15 protein-coding genes and 1 pseudogene are annotated in these 14,569 nt (G+C 51.1%); 9 read left to right on the forward strand and 7 right to left on the reverse strand.

Annotated features, from left to right (window positions below; genetic code table 11):
• Positions 1-10 precede the first annotated feature (10 nt).
• From pheS to mscL, 4 genes are all read left to right on the forward strand, one after another.
• Positions 11-1,081, forward strand: a complete 1,071-nt coding sequence (gene pheS / locus GN241_02720) for a phenylalanine--tRNA ligase subunit alpha (GenBank protein XAT56365.1) — start codon at positions 11-13, stop codon at positions 1,079-1,081.
• A complete protein-coding gene (locus GN241_02725; protein XAT56366.1) occupies positions 1,078-3,477 on the forward strand; it encodes a phenylalanine--tRNA ligase subunit beta in 2,400 nt (799 codons plus the stop codon). Before pheS ends, GN241_02725 begins: the two co-directional genes overlap by 4 nt.
• Before the next feature lie 44 nt (positions 3,478-3,521).
• The gene (locus tag GN241_02730) at positions 3,522-3,971 is read left to right on the forward strand and encodes a YtoQ family protein (GenBank protein ID XAT56367.1); all 450 of its coding nucleotides are present in this window, start codon (positions 3,522-3,524) and stop codon (positions 3,969-3,971) included.
• A gap of 170 nt (positions 3,972-4,141) precedes the next feature.
• Positions 4,142-4,576 carry a large conductance mechanosensitive channel protein MscL gene (gene mscL / locus GN241_02735; GenBank protein XAT56368.1) on the forward strand — a complete coding sequence of 145 codons (435 nt, stop codon included), beginning with the start codon at positions 4,142-4,144 and terminating at the stop codon, positions 4,574-4,576.
• Between the two features lie 3 nt (positions 4,577-4,579).
• On the opposite strand, the gene ald is transcribed toward mscL, so the two are convergent.
• Positions 4,580-5,704: an alanine dehydrogenase gene (ald, locus tag GN241_02740; GenBank protein ID XAT56369.1), complete on the reverse strand. Its 1,125-nt coding sequence runs from the start codon at positions 5,702-5,704 to the stop codon at positions 4,580-4,582.
• A gap of 136 nt (positions 5,705-5,840) precedes the next feature.
• On the opposite strand from ald, the gene GN241_02745 reads away from it, so the two are divergent.
• Positions 5,841-6,299 carry a winged helix-turn-helix transcriptional regulator gene (locus GN241_02745; GenBank protein XAT56370.1) on the forward strand — a complete coding sequence of 153 codons (459 nt, stop codon included), beginning with the start codon at positions 5,841-5,843 and terminating at the stop codon, positions 6,297-6,299.
• Between the two features lie 81 nt (positions 6,300-6,380).
• On the opposite strand, the gene GN241_02750 is transcribed toward GN241_02745, so the two are convergent.
• From GN241_02750 to GN241_02760, 3 genes are read right to left on the reverse strand one after another with little or no spacing between them, the layout of a single operon-like run.
• The gene (locus GN241_02750; GenBank protein XAT56371.1) at positions 6,381-6,980 is read right to left on the reverse strand and encodes a hypothetical protein; all 600 of its coding nucleotides are present in this window, start codon (positions 6,978-6,980) and stop codon (positions 6,381-6,383) included.
• Positions 6,961-7,806, reverse strand: a complete 846-nt coding sequence (locus GN241_02755) for a hypothetical protein (protein XAT56372.1) — start codon at positions 7,804-7,806, stop codon at positions 6,961-6,963. The genes GN241_02750 and GN241_02755 overlap by 20 nt, the downstream gene beginning before the upstream one ends.
• A gap of 15 nt (positions 7,807-7,821) precedes the next feature.
• Positions 7,822-9,309 carry a hypothetical protein gene (locus GN241_02760; protein XAT56373.1) on the reverse strand — a complete coding sequence of 496 codons (1,488 nt, stop codon included), beginning with the start codon at positions 9,307-9,309 and terminating at the stop codon, positions 7,822-7,824.
• A 113-nt stretch (positions 9,310-9,422) separates the two neighbouring features.
• Between GN241_02760 and ppk2 the strand changes: the two genes are divergently transcribed.
• Entirely contained in the window at positions 9,423-10,337 is a 915-nt protein-coding gene (ppk2, locus tag GN241_02765) for a polyphosphate kinase 2 (protein ID XAT56374.1), read from the forward strand.
• 6 nt (positions 10,338-10,343) lie between these two features.
• Here the strand turns inward: ppk2 and GN241_02770 are convergent, their stop codons facing one another.
• The gene (locus GN241_02770) at positions 10,344-11,264 is read right to left on the reverse strand and encodes a pyridoxal-phosphate dependent enzyme (GenBank protein ID XAT56375.1); all 921 of its coding nucleotides are present in this window, start codon (positions 11,262-11,264) and stop codon (positions 10,344-10,346) included.
• 206 nt (positions 11,265-11,470) lie between these two features.
• Positions 11,471-11,677 carry a 30S ribosomal protein S21 gene (gene rpsU, locus GN241_02775; protein XAT56376.1) on the reverse strand — a complete coding sequence of 69 codons (207 nt, stop codon included), beginning with the start codon at positions 11,675-11,677 and terminating at the stop codon, positions 11,471-11,473.
• Between the two features lie 113 nt (positions 11,678-11,790).
• Between rpsU and GN241_02780 the strand changes: the two genes are divergently transcribed.
• The 3 genes from GN241_02780 to GN241_02790 all read left to right on the forward strand — a co-directional run bounded on the left by GN241_02780 (position 11,791) and on the right by GN241_02790 (position 14,119).
• Entirely contained in the window at positions 11,791-12,486 is a 696-nt protein-coding gene (locus GN241_02780; protein XAT56377.1) for a COQ9 family protein, read from the forward strand.
• 38 nt (positions 12,487-12,524) lie between these two features.
• A complete protein-coding gene (locus GN241_02785; GenBank protein XAT59155.1) occupies positions 12,525-13,496 on the forward strand; it encodes a zinc-binding dehydrogenase in 972 nt (323 codons plus the stop codon).
• A gap of 359 nt (positions 13,497-13,855) precedes the next feature.
• The gene (locus GN241_02790; GenBank protein XAT56378.1) at positions 13,856-14,119 is read left to right on the forward strand and encodes a peptidase; all 264 of its coding nucleotides are present in this window, start codon (positions 13,856-13,858) and stop codon (positions 14,117-14,119) included.
• A 97-nt stretch (positions 14,120-14,216) separates the two neighbouring features.
• Here the strand turns inward: GN241_02790 and GN241_02795 are convergent.
• A pseudogene (locus GN241_02795) lies at positions 14,217-14,443 on the reverse strand (ubiquinone biosynthesis methyltransferase UbiE).
• Between the last annotated feature and the right edge of the window lie 126 nt (positions 14,444-14,569).

A 14,569-nucleotide genomic window follows, 5' to 3' on the forward strand; every position in this document is an offset into this window, starting at 1 on the left:
GAGAAGATCTATGGATGGTCTACGCGAAAAATATATAGCGGCGATCGCGGCTGCGCAGGATGAAAGCGCCTTGGAAGAAACCCGCCTCGCAGCAGTTGGAAAAAAAGGCGAGGTCAGTCTGAAGCTGCGCGAATTGGGTAAGATGACACCCGAAGAGCGGCAAGTGGCGGGCCCGGCGCTGAACGCGTTAAAAGAAGAGCTGAATTCGGCGCTGACGGCGCGTAAAGCTGCGCTGGCTGATGCCGCGTTGGACGAGCGTCTGCGCACTGAATGGTTGGACGTTACTTTGCCAGCGCGCGATCAGCGCCGCGGTACGATCCATCCGATTTCGCAGGTAACCGAAGAAGTCACGGCGATTTTTGCCGATATGGGTTTCGGCGTGGCTGAAGGCCCGCGGATTGATACAGATTGGTATAATTTTGACGCGTTGAATATCCCCGGGCATCACCCGGCGCGGGCTGAAATGGATACGTTTTACATGCATCGCGCAGAGGGTGATGATCGCCCCCCCCACGTGCTGCGCACGCATACCAGCCCGGTACAAATTCGGACGATGGAAAAAACGGGCGCGCCAGTGCGGGTGATTTGCCCGGGCGGCGTGTATCGCGCAGATTATGATCAGACCCATACCCCGATGTTTCATCAGGTAGAAGGTTTGGCAATTGATAAAGATATTTCCATGGCCAATCTCAAATGGGTTTTGGAAGAATTTGTAAAAGCCTATTTTGAAGTTGAGGATGTTGAGTTGCGATTCCGCGCCTCGCATTTCCCGTTTACGGAACCTTCAGCCGAGGTGGATATCCGTTGCAGTTGGGCCGGCGGGCAGTTGAAAGTTGGCGAGGGTGATGACTGGCTGGAAATTCTGGGCTCTGGCATGGTGCATCCCAAAGTGCTGCAAGCCGGTGGCATCGATCCGGAGCAGTGGCAGGGGTTCGCCTTTGGTATGGGCATCGATCGCATCGCCATGCTGAAATATGGAATTCCGGATTTACGGGCATTCTTCGATAGTGATTTACGATGGCTGCGTCATTACGGGTTTTCCAGCCTAGATCAGCCCAATTTACACGGAGGCCTGTCATGAAGTTCACGCTCTCTTGGCTGAAAGAGCATCTGGAAACTGATGCTGCATTAGACGATATTTTATACGCCTTGACCGATCTCGGGCTTGAAGTGGAAGAGGTGTCAAACCCGGCGGATCGGTTGAGTGATTTCCGCATTGGCAAGGTGATTGCGGCCGAGCAACACCCGGATGCGGATAAACTGCGCGTCTGCCAAGTAAGCACTGATCAGGGTGAGTTGCAGATTATTTGCGGCGCGCCAAATGCGCGCGCGGGCATCACCGTGGTGGTTGCCACGCCGGGAACCTATGTGCCAGGCATAGATACTACGATCGGGGTCGGCAAAATTCGCGGTGTCGAAAGCTTTGGCATGATGTGTTCCGAGCGCGAAATGGAATTAAGCGACGAGCATGACGGGATTATTGAATTGCCATCTGGCGAAGTCGGGCAAAGTTTTGTCGATTATTTGGCTGAAAATGATCCATCGAAAGTGGATACAGTGATTGAAATTGCGATCACGCCAAATCGCCCAGATGCGCTGGGCGTGCGGGGGATTGCGCGCGATTTGGCCGCCCGCGGGCTGGGCGCGTTGAAACCCTATCCGGTCGAACCGGTTATGGGCCAGTTTCCCTGCCCAATCTCGGTTACGATTGATGAGGATACGCAAGCGCAATGCCCGGTGTTTTTTGGCCGGGTTATTCGCGGGGTCAAAAATGGCCCCAGCCCTGCCTGGTTGCAAGATCGGCTGAAAGCGATCGGCCTGCGTCCGATCTCGGCGCTGGTCGATATCACGAATTTTTTCACCTATGATAACAACCGGCCCTTGCACGTGTTTGATGCGGATAAGGTTGAAGGTTCAGCCTTGCGTGTCCACCGCGCGACGGGCGGCGAAGTTTTCGCCGCTTTGGATGATAAAGAATATACTTTGAGCGAAGGTATGACGGTGATTTCCGATGCCGCCGGGGTGGAAAGCTTGGGCGGAATTATGGGGGGATTGCATAGTGGCTGCTCTGAGAGCACAACGTCTGTGTTTCTGGAAGCGGCGTTTTTTGAAACGGTGCGTACCGCCCATACGGGGCGCGCGTTGAAAATTAACTCTGATGCGCGTTATCGGTTTGAACGCGGTATCGATCCGGCTTGGACACCCTTAGGCGTTGAATCTGCCACGGCGATGATCCTAGATTTATGCGGCGGTGAAGCCTCTGAGGTGGTGATGGCGGGAGCGATGCCAGATCATGCGCGCGCCTATCGGTTGGATACGGATCGTATTCAATCTTTGGTTGGTATGGAAATCCCCGAGGCTACGCAGCGCCAAAGCCTGACAGCGCTTGGCTTTGTGCTGGATGGCAAAACGGCGCATGTGCCCAGTTGGCGCCCGGATGTTCTGGGCGAGGCGGATTTGGTGGAAGAGGTTGCGCGGATAGCCTCCTTAACAAAATTGCAGGGCAAGCCCTTGCCCCGGGTCTTACCAGGTGTGCCCAAACCGATTTTATCGCCCGTGCAAAAACGCGAGCAAGCTGCCCGGCGCGCAGGCGCGGCTTTGGGCTTTCACGAATGCGTAAGCTATTCATTTATCGATCAAGCCGCCGCCGCGCTTTTTGGCGCTGGTAGTGATGCAACCCGGCTTGAAAACCCGATCAGCGCGGATATGAGCCATATGCGCCCTGATCTGTTGCCCGGGCTATTGGCTGCCGCCCGGCGCAACCAAGCGCGGGGGTTTGCAGATCTTGCCTTGTTTGAAATTGGCCCCGTCTTTAGCGGCGGTGAACCCGAGGAACAAGATTTGCAAATTGCTGGTCTTTTGATTGGGCGCAGCGCTCCCAAAGACGTGCATGCCTCTGATCGCGATGTGGATCTTTTTGACGTTAAAGCCGATGCTCTGGCGATTCTTGGTGCAATTGGAGCGCCTGCGAAAACGCAGATACGGCGCGGCGCGGCTTCCTGGTGGCATCCGGGGCGGCATGGTCAGATTTGTTTGGGTCCGAAAAAAACATTGGCGGTATTTGGTGAGCTGCATCCCAAAATATTGGCGGCTTTTGACATTAAAGGGCCGGCCGTTGCCTTCACCATTTGGCCCAATGAGGTGCCTTTGCCGCGCAACAGCTCGGCCACGCGGCCCGCACTGGAATTAAAAGATTTACAAGCGGTCGAGCGTGATTTTGCTTTTGTCGTCGATCATAAAACTGAGGCAATGGATTTGGTAAACGCGGCGCAAGGCGCGGATAAAACGCTGATTACCGATGTGCGCGTGTTCGACGAATTTATCGGTGGCAGCTTGGGGGTTGATCGAAAATCAATCGCTATTCGCGTGCGCTTACAGCCCATAAAGGTGACGCTGACAGATGCCGAGATTGAAGCCGTGGGGTCCAAAATTGTGGCCAAAGTGGCCTCTGCAACGGGCGGCGTTTTACGGGTGTAAACTGCAAATTTGCCTAAGTATAACCTTTGGATGAGGAAACGGCCATGATGCTAACAGTTTATTTATCTGGTGAAATTCATACAGATTGGCGCGATCAAATCGCGCATGGTGCGCGGGATCTTAATGTTGTGTTTACCGGCCCGGTCACGGATCATGCCGCCAGTGATGATTGCGGCGTTGCCATTTTGGGCGCAGAATCCAACAAGTTTTGGCACGATCACAAAGGCGCAAAGTTGAACGCGATGCGCACCCGTAAAGGCATCGAAGAGGCTGATATTGTGGTGGTTCGCTTTGGCGAGAAATATAAGCAATGGAACGCGGCCTTTGATGCAGGCTATGCGGCCGCTTTGGGAAAATCTTTGATCGTACTGCATGGGGCAGAGCATCAGCATGCGTTGAAAGAAGTCGACGCAGCGGCTCTGGCCGTTGCGCAAGATCCCAGCCAAGTCGTTGCAATATTAACCTATATTCTTTCAGGTGATTTACCGGCTTAACAGCGCCGGAGTGGATTTTAAGCAGAGTGATCAAGGGCCTTTGGGCCCTTTTTTATGGCCTTAAAAGCAATTAAAAATATACAAGGGGCGCTAAATATGCCTTAAAAGACGCGCAGCCTGAGCGCTGATTTTTTATTTTATTGTTAAAATTTATTTTTGAAAGGCACGTTATGCTGAAAGAGTTTCAAGGGTTTATTGCCAAAGGCAATGTGATGGATATGGCAGTTGGCATCATTATCGGTGCGGCATTTACAGCGATCGTCAAATCCATGGTAGGGGATTTGATCAACCCGTTGATTGGGCTATTTTTGGGCGGGGTCGACTTTAGTAACTTATTCGTGGTTCTGCGGGGAGAGGGCGATTTCGTATCTCTTGCAGCGGCGCGTGAGGCGGGGGTTGCGGTGTTTGCCTATGGGGCTTTCATCATGGCTGTGATCAATTTTTTGATCATTGCTTTTGTGGTTTTTATGCTGGTGCGTTACGTCAATAAGCTTAAAGAGGTGCAAAGCCAGGCGGAAGAGATCGCGCCCGCTGCCGCGCCTTCAGGGCCGAGCGAATTAGATGTGTTGATCGATATTCGCACGGCCCTTCAGCGGGAGGTCTGAGTTTTAGGCTGCTGTTTTAAGCGTTAGATTGGGCTGGCTAAGTGCATAGCCCAATGCGTCTGCCACAGCGGCATGGGTTACCGTTCCGGCGTGAATATTCAAGCCATTCAAAAGATGGGGATCGTCAGCGCAAGCGGCCTGCCAGCCTTTATCGGCCAGCGCCAATAAGAATGGCAATGTCGCATTGCCCAAAGCTTGCGTAGAACTGCGCGCAACTGCGCCTGGCATATTGGCCACGCAATAATGTTGGATCCCATCCACTTGATAGATTGGATCTTGATGCGTTGTGGCCCGCGATGTCTCAAAGCAGCCGCCTTGGTCAATCGCCACATCTACCAATGCGGCCCCGGATTTTAAGCTGCTCAATTGATCTTTTGTGATCAATTTTGGTGCTGTGGCGCCGGGTACCAATACGGCGCCGATGATCATATCGGCGGCGCTGGCCAGCTCTGCGGTCAATGCGCTACTGGCATATCCCGTTTTAAATTGTCCGCCAAAGGCATCATCCAAAAACCGTAGGCGTGGCAAAGAGCGGTCAAGCACGGTTACATCTGCGCCCATACCCGCAGCAATTTTAGCGGCATGTGTGCCGACAACGCCACCCCCAATGACCAAGACATTAGCCGGTAAAACACCCGGCACGCCGCCCATGAGCACGCCGCGCCCGCCATTGGCTTTTTGCAAGGTCCATGCGCCAACTTGCGGTGCCAAGCGCCCCGCAACTTCGGACATGGGCGCCAATAGAGGCAATCCGCCTGCTTGGTCGGTTACTGTTTCATAAGCAATTGCGGTGCAACCAGAGGCCAAAAGATCCTGCGTTTGCGCAGCGTCTGGTGCCAAATGCAAATAGGTGAATAACAGCTGGTTTTCGCGCAATTGAGCGCGCTCAACGGCCTGAGGCTCTTTGACTTTTACGATCATATCGCAACTGGCGAAGACTTCTTCCGCTGTCTCAACAATTTGCGCCCCGGCGCTTTGATATTCAGTATCTGAAAAGCCCGATCCAGCCCCTGCACCTGCCTGAACCATCACATTATGCCCGTGCCGCGTGGCTTCGCTTACCGCGTTTGGTGTCATTCCAACGCGAAATTCTTGCGGCTTAATTTCTGTAGGACATCCTATATGCATGTTGAGCTCCTTTTTGCTTTGAACAAATTATGACAGGTATCGCACGCAATTTTCTTGAAAAGATTGTGATTGAATTCCAGTGTTTTTCAAATATACTGTAACTAATTGATAAAATATTAGAAGATTATTGCAAGTTATGCAGATTGACTCAACGGATCGTCGAATCTTGATTATCCTGCAGCGGCATGGGCGAATGTCAAATGCGGATGTGGCTGAACGGGTAAACCTGTCTGCCTCAGCCTGTCATCGGCGGATCCAGCGGCTGGAGGCTGAGGGCTATATAAAAGATTATGTCGCCTTGCTGGATCCGCGCAAATTGCAAAAGCCAACCACGGTGTTTGTAGAAATCACCTTATCGGGTCAAGCGGATGAGATTTTGGACAGCTTTGAAAAAGCCGTTGCGCGGGTACCTGATGTTTTAGAGTGCCATCTGATGGCGGGCAGCGCTGATTATTTGCTGAAAGTGGTGGCTGATAGCACAGAGGATTATGCCCGCATCCATCGTCAATCTTTGGCTCGGCTGCCCGGCGTGGCGCAGATGCAATCTTTGTTCGCGCTGCGCACTGTTTTTAAAACCACGGCCTTGCCTTTGTAAATTTGCGCGTGCTGACCGCGCGGTTTTATGGAATATTTGTGCATCGAGAGATGAAAAATATCTGCTAGATTTCTTTCAGCCTTAACAGTCATCAAGCGCTTCGATTTTTGAAATAACGCAGGCATCCGACCAGCCCATTTTGCTTGGCCCTGCTGCGAAAACCGCCAATTCACTTTTGGGTGGAAATATTGTTTTCATTCTTGATTTCAAATCTTGCGAATGTAGTTTTGCCAATTCGTTATGTAGTTTTGGAGCGATTTTTGGATCGCGTTTATCGAGGGCCAATTCTAAAATTGTTCGGGCGGCGATATTTACATAGGTGACATTTTTTTGTGTCTGATTAACCATGCCATTTCGCAGATCTGCCAAGGTTTCAAAATTGGGATCTAAGCGATATTCTTCATATATTTCGAGGATATCTGCCGCCACGTCTGCGGCTTGCTCTGCGGCAACGGCGCCGGTTATAAACAGGAGCCTATTTTTGCGATTATAGTCGAAAAATCCAGCCTGAAAGCCGTAACTCGCGCGCTTTTCGGTGCGCAGAGCAGAAAATAAAGGGCCTGACCCGTTTTGCGAAAAATACGATAAGGCTAAGAGGTCGGTTAAGTCATTGCCCTGAGAGGTGGGAGGAAGGCGGCCTAATATCCCGATTGTTGTTTTCTCAGCCTCTGGTACATGCAGAAAAACGGTTTTGCGGTTTTATCTTTGCGTTAATGTCTGGCGGCTGAGATACGGGCCCTTTGGGCAGATCAGAGAGCAAGGTATCCACTGATCTGCCAGCATCTTGCCGAGAAATGGCGCCAGTGACCACGATTGTTAAGCCTGATTGGGTGAAGGTTTGCTTATGCCATTGGCGTAACATATCCACAGATACATCATCAATCACCCCAGGATCGGGCAGCGTCAGAAAGTGATATAGCGGGCTATCGCCCAAATTCGCTTTTCGAGCTAAATTCCACATTTTTGTTTCTGTTTTTAAATGCGCAGACTGTATGTTTTGGCGTATTGAACCCTTAATTCTGTGAATCCAACGTGGATCGAATTGTGGCCTGCGCAGCGCATCTGCAGCAAGTTTAATGACGTCTTCGCGGTATTCTTTCGGAAAGTTGATTTCGCCATACACGTAGTCTGCAGTGGGAATGAGCGATCCGCCTGAATTTCTGTCCGATAGAAATTCATTCAATTCCTTTGGAGAAATATCTTCCGTTCCTCCACTTAAAAGGGTTTCTGTGCCAATATATGGAACGGCCGGATTGCGCGATGTCTCATAAGCCCAGTTGGAAGGCCAAGCAATCGTGATCGTTATATCCGTTACACCGGGTTCATAGATCGGCATAAAATGAAATGTATGCCCCCGCGGGGTCGTGGCCAAAATAACGCTGCGGTTTTCTTCTGGTAACATTTTGAATTCTGCTGGACGTGGTTCGCCACTGGCATCTGCATTTAGATCATCCTCTTGGCAGCTCAAAAGCATGCTTGTCGCAAAAATTAGAAAATATCTTATCACTTGGACTTTCCTTTTTCATAATTCATTTGCCCGGTAGATAACTGTGCGTCCGGATTGGCCGAGGGCGTTTAACAAATCGTTGATCTTTTGCGCGGTGACGCTTCGCAGAGCCCGCTGTTCAGCTGTGAGCCCGTAATAAGGCTGACGGTTGGACACCCGATCAATAAGAAGGTTTTTTCTGTAATTTTTGCGTTTTAAAACGTCGTTAAGGTGACCTTGAAATCGCTTTTTGATCTGTTTGATTGTTTTTTCGGGGATACCTTGCTGGACGATTTCGTTGAAAACTTTGGCAAATTCGGTTTCGAGTTTGCTTAAAGAAACATTCAAATCGGGTTCTGCTGTGAATTCAATTAGCAGATGCTTTGACCCTATGGCGCGCAAATCAAACCAGAAGCTGCGCGCGAAAAAATCATCAAACCGTAAAGGGCCGGCTATCCCGCCGGGTAAAGATGAGTCGAGCGCTGCGCGTAAAACTCGAACTGTTTGATCGCAAAAGGCCGCATCCGAGCAGGGGGGGCGTTTAATTAGTTTTCGATAGAATAAAGTCGGGCTGCCAAGCCTTGCAACTTGTATATCCGCAGCGACACGTTTGTTTCCGACCTCAGGAGTGGGCAGAGGTGACGGCGCAATGGGAGCGGCAGGTTTTGGAAAATTTAAGTTTCTTAATGCTTTTTGTAAGGTGGTCTTTGAAATATTCCCGGTAACGATTAAAACGGCATTGCCCAACTCATGGCTTTTACGGTGTAATTTTTTAGCGTTGCTTAAGTTGAAACTTCCTATTTCAGCCGGGGATCCAAGTACCGATCTCGCCCATGGTGAGCTTGGGTAAAGTGCTTTAGTTATATTTTGTTCAATTTCGAAATAAGGGTTTTCTGCAACGTTCGCCTCATATTCGCGCAGGATAATATCCCGCTCTTCCAACATAAAGCGTTCAGCCAAGGTGAAGGGAGCGCTAACCTCGACCAAGCGCTGCAACTCTTTGTTTAACCGCGTTTCAGAACTATGCGTAACATAGGTTGTGCTGGTTAAATTGGTCCCTGCATTAGAATGGCGAAGGGCCTCAAAATCTTTGCTTTGCGTTACGTTAAGCCAAGCCAAATGTTCGACATAATGCGCAAGTCCTTCAGCGTAGGGGTTGTCTAATTCACCGTTTTGGAAAATCAATCTGGCCTCAAAAGACCGCGCGTCGCGATCGGTGATGAGATAGATATGTTGAAAATTCGGATGCTGTATCGTGGAAACGAGATCCGCGGCGCTTTCCGACACGGCTTGGGTTGAAACCGCGAGTGCCAAGGAAAGTATCGCGGATTTTAGAAATTTAAAAAAATACACTGCAAAACCTAAAGGGCAAACCGACACCCATAAAACACTTTTAAAGTGTATTTTTTTTCTAAAGATCGCGCAAGCTAAAACTAGCCCGTTGCATATTAACCGAGGGATTTCTGTGGGTGGCTCTGTTTGGCGTATTTGGGTTGGATTGCAGACTGTCAACGCTTTGACGATCGCAGGAGCGCAAGAATAACCGCGCCAAGCGCGCTTGTCGTGCCAAGAATTGTAACCTCAGTGACATCTGCCATTGCAGTGTTTATTATAGTTGGCATTACAAAGGAATGAGCATGAACGAAACCTCCTCAACCCCGCGCGATTGGCTGGAAGCCGAATTGGAAGATACGCTGGATGAGCTCTATGAAAACGAGTTCAGCGAACCGATGCTAACTGAAGAGATCCGCAAGATTTACAAGGATAAGCATCCGGATATGCTGGATCGGCGGGTCTATTATCGCAACCTGTTGCGCTTGCAGATGGAGCTGATCAAGTTGCAGCATTGGGTTGAAGCCACCGGTGCCAAAATCCTAATCATCTGCGAGGGGCGCGATAGCGCCGGCAAAGGCGGGGTGATAAAGCGCATTACGCAACGCTTGAACCCACGGGTTGCCCGGGTTGTGGCGTTGCCCAAACCCTCAGAGCGCGAGCAGACGCAATGGTATTTTCAGCGTTACGTTCCGCATTTGCCGGCGGGTGGAGAAATCGTTTTGTTCGATCGTTCCTGGTATAATCGTGCCGGTGTTGAGCGGGTGATGGGTTTTGCTGAAGAAGATCAGGTCGAACAGTTTTTTCGCGATGTACCTGAATTTGAACGCATGTTGGTGCGTTCGGGTATTCTTGTTTTGAAATATTGGTTTTCTATTTCAGATGAAGAGCAGCAGATGCGGTTTTTGATGCGCATCCATGATCCGATGAAACAATGGAAGCTTTCGCCGATTGATTTGGAAAGCCGCATTCGTTGGGAGCAATATACAATAGCCAAAGAAGATATGTTTGCCCGTACCAATATTCCTGAAGCGCCTTGGTATATCGTGGAAGGCAACGATAAAAAACGCGAACGGCTGAATTGTATTGAACATATTCTGGGCAAGATTCCCTATCAAGATATGCCGTCTGAAAAGATCACTTTGCCAGAGCGGGTGTTTAATCCTGATTATGAACGCCGCGTGCTGCCCGATGAATTATATGTGCCAAAGATCTATTGAGCGGCGTTATGCAAGCGGGTCTGAAGCAATATTGCCCCCGCAGACCAAAACCGCCAAACGCTCGTCTGGCTCAGGTGTATAGGCGCCACTGAGCACAGCCGCCAAAGCGGCAGCGCCTGCGGGTTCAACCACCTGCCTGAGATCTTGCCAAAGCCTGCGCTGGGCCTGCGTGATCGCAGCATCAGAAACAAGAACAGATTCTATGCCGGTAGATTGCGCCAGATCAAAGCAGATCGTGCCAATTTTTTGTGCGCCCAAAGCATTTGCCGCAACGCCCGAGACCTCAACATTAACAGGGGCGTTTGCGTCCAGTGCCGCGTGTAACGTCGCGCAGCGTTCTGGTTCAACGGCAACAATTTTACACCGCCCTTGAAACCATCCCAAAGCGCCGGCGATCAGCCCGCCGCCGCCCACCGCGATAAGCACTGTATCGGCATTTAGCCCCTGCTGTTCCCATTCAACGAAACAGCTGCCTTGGCCTGCAACCGTGGCCTCAGCATCATATGCGTGAATTTGCATCGCGCCGGTTTTTTCTTCCCAGGCTTTGGCTTGTTCTAAGGCGTTTGAATAGGCCCCTGGCACCACCTGAAGATCTGCGCCGCAGGCGCGGATAAGGGAAATCTTTGCTGGGCCGGCAATTTCCGGTACATACACGCGGGCGGGAAAGCCCAGCCTTTGCGCTGCATAAGCCACGGCGGCACCATGGTTGCCCCCCGAGGCCGCCACCAGCCCGGCCGCGGGCGGTGCTGTGCCAAGCAAAGTGTTAAAAGCGCCGCGGGTTTTGAAGCTGCCAGCGTGTTGTAATTGCTCTAATTTAAGCGCCACAGGCTGTGTTAGAGTGCCGGTTTCAAATGTCACAATTGGCGTTTGTCGAATATAGGGCGCCACGCGGGCGCTCGCGTTTTTTATAAGATTGGGCCAATCCATCGTAATATCCTTGATTGTCTAATTTGGGCAAATCTACTCAAAGCTGATATGCGCCACAAGTCCGGGGTCACAAGGTTGGAAGGGGGGCAACGGGCTTTTTCATCCCGCATTGTAAATCTGGGGCGCCATTTGCGTCACGGGTAAAATAAAAACCCCCACGACGTTAATCATGGGGGTCAAACTCATTTGCCCAAACATCTGGGCTTTTACATCATATTTTCGCGTTCGGCCTTTTTACGGGCCAGTTTGCGGGCACGACGAATCGCCTCAGCTTTTTCGCGCGCCTGTTTCTCAGACGGTTTTTCGAAATGCTGCTTCAGCTTCATTTCTCGAATAACGCCTTCGCGTTGCAGCTTCTTTTTCAGAACCCGTAGCGCCTGATCAACATTGTTTTCGCGAACACTTACCTGCATGTGGTTGTCACCACCTTTCTAGATTAAAGTTGCATAAAGTCGCAGGAGCTGGTCCCCTAGCAAGGCGCGGCTATTTTGTCTAGTGTTGGCATTTAGAGAAGGCGGTAAAGAATATGAACGACCCCCAACATGACGCAACACAAGCGTTGCTGGCGGCAATGTTGATGCATGTGCCCTTTGACGGTTGGTCTGAAACCAGCTTCCGGGCGGCGTGTGCTGATGCCCAGATATCCGAGCCTGCGGCGCGTTTGCATTTTCCACGCGGGGCCCTGGATCTGGCGGTTGCTTTTCATCGTGCAGGCGATCAGGCGATGCTAGAGGCGATGCAGGCTGCGGATCTGTCAGAATTGAAAATTCGCGAGAAAATCATCTATGCGGTGCGAACTCGGTTGCAGGCGGTGCCGGATAAAGAAGCGGTCAGACGTGGAACAACCTTATTTGCTCTGCCACAAAACTCGCTTGAAGGCGCCAAATTAATCTGGGGCACAAGCGATGCCATATGGCAGGCGATTGGGGATGGCTCGCGCGATCTCAATTGGTATAGCAAACGCGCAACGTTAAGCGCGGTTTATACCTCTTGCGTTTTATATTGGTTGGGCGATGACAGCGTCAATTATCAAGCAACATGGGATTTTTTAGAGCGGCGTATCGCCAATGTCATGCAGTTTGAAAGCTTCAAACATAAGATGCGGGAAAACCCTGTATTCAGCCGTTTAAGCGCTGGCCCAAGCAAGATTTTCAGCAAAATCAAAGCGCCCTCTTCTTCTGCAGTGAGCTCTTTGCCTGGTCAATGGCGCGGCCGATCATGAGCGCGGTTCAGGAGCCGGCATTCGCGGCCCTTTCAAGAATGCGCGCCGTTGAAATTGAGAAACCGGGCGGCCCGTCTATGCTGCGGCTCTGCAACCGCCCTGTGCCGCAACCAAATTATGGCGATGTGGTGATCAAATTGGCCTATGCCGGGGTCAATCGCCCCGATGCTTTACAGCGTGCGGGTCTCTATGATCCACCGGCAGGGGCCAGCGATTTGCCCGGATTAGAAGCCTCGGGCACGATCTGCGCATTGGGGACTGGCGTGCATAATCTGCAGCTGGGTGATCAGGTATGCGCCTTACTGCCAGGTGGGGGCTATTCAGAATATGCGGTCACCCCTGCTGCGCATTGCTTGCCGATCCCAGCCGGTATGGATTTAAAGCAGGCGGCCTGCTTGCCTGAAACCTTTTTCACCGTGTGGTCAAATGTATTTATGCGCGGGGGATTGCAGGCCGGTGAGCGGTTTTTGGTGCATGGTGGATCTTCCGGTATTGGCACCACAGCGATTCAATTGGCGCATGCGTTTGGAGCGCGGGTTTTCACGACCGCGGGCAGCGCTGCAAAATGTCAGGCCTGTTTGGATCTTGGGGCTGAGCAAGCGGTGAATTACCGCGAGGCGGATTTTGTGGCGGCGCTGCGTGCAGAGGGCGGCGCCCATCTTATTTTGGATATGGTTGGAGGCGAGTATATCCCGCGCAATCTCAAAGCTTTGGCCGATGATGGGCGGTTGGTACAGATTGCCTTCTTGGCAGGTCCCAAACTAGAATTGAATTTTGTGCAGATGATGACGCGGCGCTTAACCTTAACCGGCAGCACGCTGCGCCCGCAGTCTGATCTGGCAAAAGCGCGGATTGCCCAAAGCTTGTTGCACAACGTATGGCCGCTTCTGGAAAAGGGACGGATCGCACCGGTGATGGATAGCAGCTTTGCTTTGGAAGAGGCTGCAGCCGCGCATGAGCGGATGGAAAGCAGCGCCCATATCGGTAAGATTGTGCTTCAGGTTTCATAAAGCCGCAGCTCGCGTTGTGCAGGCTCAAACAGCCCGTGCACGCCTATTTTGCGTGGGGCTTTTTAAGAGCAGAAGACATGTGGGGTGGGCTGTGTTATCCTAGGTGTTGCCGCAGCATGCAAGAGGGCGGTTTGCGAGATATAGCGACAGGCCATGGCGGTTTGAGGGTGGCCGGTCGCACATTATAATCGGGTCTCTGCATATGAGTTAAGCAATAGGGTGCGGTTAAAGAACATGCATTAAAGTGTGCCCTAACCTTTAAAACTGGACACGGTCATCATTGACGCCGCTAGGCGCTTTTATTTACGAAATCTTGGCCTTGCCTATAAAGGCCGGCAGCAAAGAAGAAGGAGTTGCTTATGCAAGATGTGCGTCGCGGGGCGTTTGAAGTGTCAGAAACGGCCGAACAACGGTTGAAAAATATTGCCTTGGTGTTTGGTCTGTTAAGCGTCGCAGCGGTGGTTTTTGATTTTTACCCCTATACGATGTTCTTTTCACTGCCCTTTTGTGCGATTTGGATTTATTGCGCGTGGCTGCGTAGCGAACCGCAGTTAAAATGGATCAATATTGTATTTTTTTGCCTCTATGTATTCGGTATTTCCCGGTATTTTTGGCTGGTGTGATTTAGCCGTGCTCGGCTTTTAAAGCGCGTAATATTATAGGGTTAAATTTGTAAGAGGCGCAAAGGGAGAGCACAGAAATTCAAAAAAAACTGACGGTTTAAGCGGCGCTGAGATACCCGCCTAGAAGCGAGATGAACGCCCCAATATGCACCAGCTTGATGGCTCGATCTTTCCACATCACACCCAGATCACAGCCACTGCGAAGCAAAGCGGAATACTGGCAAAAAAATATATATTCCAAAGGGTGATCCCCATTCCGGTTAAACCATACCCCACCAATTGAACGGCTGTGGCCAGCCATTTTACGTGATCTACTGTTTGCATATGTACCGCGATGGTAAGCTTCGTTTTGCAAGGCGCAAAAGCCTAAGCTGCACTATCAGTCATGCAGACGTGAACTGCATTTTAACGGCTTTGCTCGGGTAATAGCCTGCATCAGTGAAAGGTTTC

This window comes from Rhodobacteraceae bacterium IMCC1335, assembly GCA_039640495.1.
GTDB lineage: Bacteria > Pseudomonadota > Alphaproteobacteria > Rhodobacterales > Rhodobacteraceae > Thalassovivens.

Coding starts and splice junctions, on each gene's coding strand:
- pheS (XAT56365.1), top strand. CDS start 11: ATGGATGGTCTACGCGAAAAATATATAGCGGCGATCGCGGCTGCGCAG.
- GN241_02725 (XAT56366.1), top strand. CDS start 1,078: ATGAAGTTCACGCTCTCTTGGCTGAAAGAGCATCTGGAAACTGATGCT.
- GN241_02730 (XAT56367.1), top strand. CDS start 3,522: ATGATGCTAACAGTTTATTTATCTGGTGAAATTCATACAGATTGGCGC.
- mscL (XAT56368.1), top strand. CDS start 4,142: ATGCTGAAAGAGTTTCAAGGGTTTATTGCCAAAGGCAATGTGATGGAT.
- ald (XAT56369.1), bottom strand. CDS start 5,704: ATGCATATAGGATGTCCTACAGAAATTAAGCCGCAAGAATTTCGCGTT.
- GN241_02745 (XAT56370.1), top strand. CDS start 5,841: ATGCAGATTGACTCAACGGATCGTCGAATCTTGATTATCCTGCAGCGG.
- ppk2 (XAT56374.1), top strand. CDS start 9,423: ATGAACGAAACCTCCTCAACCCCGCGCGATTGGCTGGAAGCCGAATTG.
- GN241_02770 (XAT56375.1), bottom strand. CDS start 11,264: ATGGATTGGCCCAATCTTATAAAAAACGCGAGCGCCCGCGTGGCGCCC.
- rpsU (XAT56376.1), bottom strand. CDS start 11,677: ATGCAGGTAAGTGTTCGCGAAAACAATGTTGATCAGGCGCTACGGGTT.
- GN241_02780 (XAT56377.1), top strand. CDS start 11,791: ATGAACGACCCCCAACATGACGCAACACAAGCGTTGCTGGCGGCAATG.
- GN241_02785 (XAT59155.1), top strand. CDS start 12,525: ATGCGCGCCGTTGAAATTGAGAAACCGGGCGGCCCGTCTATGCTGCGG.
- GN241_02790 (XAT56378.1), top strand. CDS start 13,856: ATGCAAGATGTGCGTCGCGGGGCGTTTGAAGTGTCAGAAACGGCCGAA.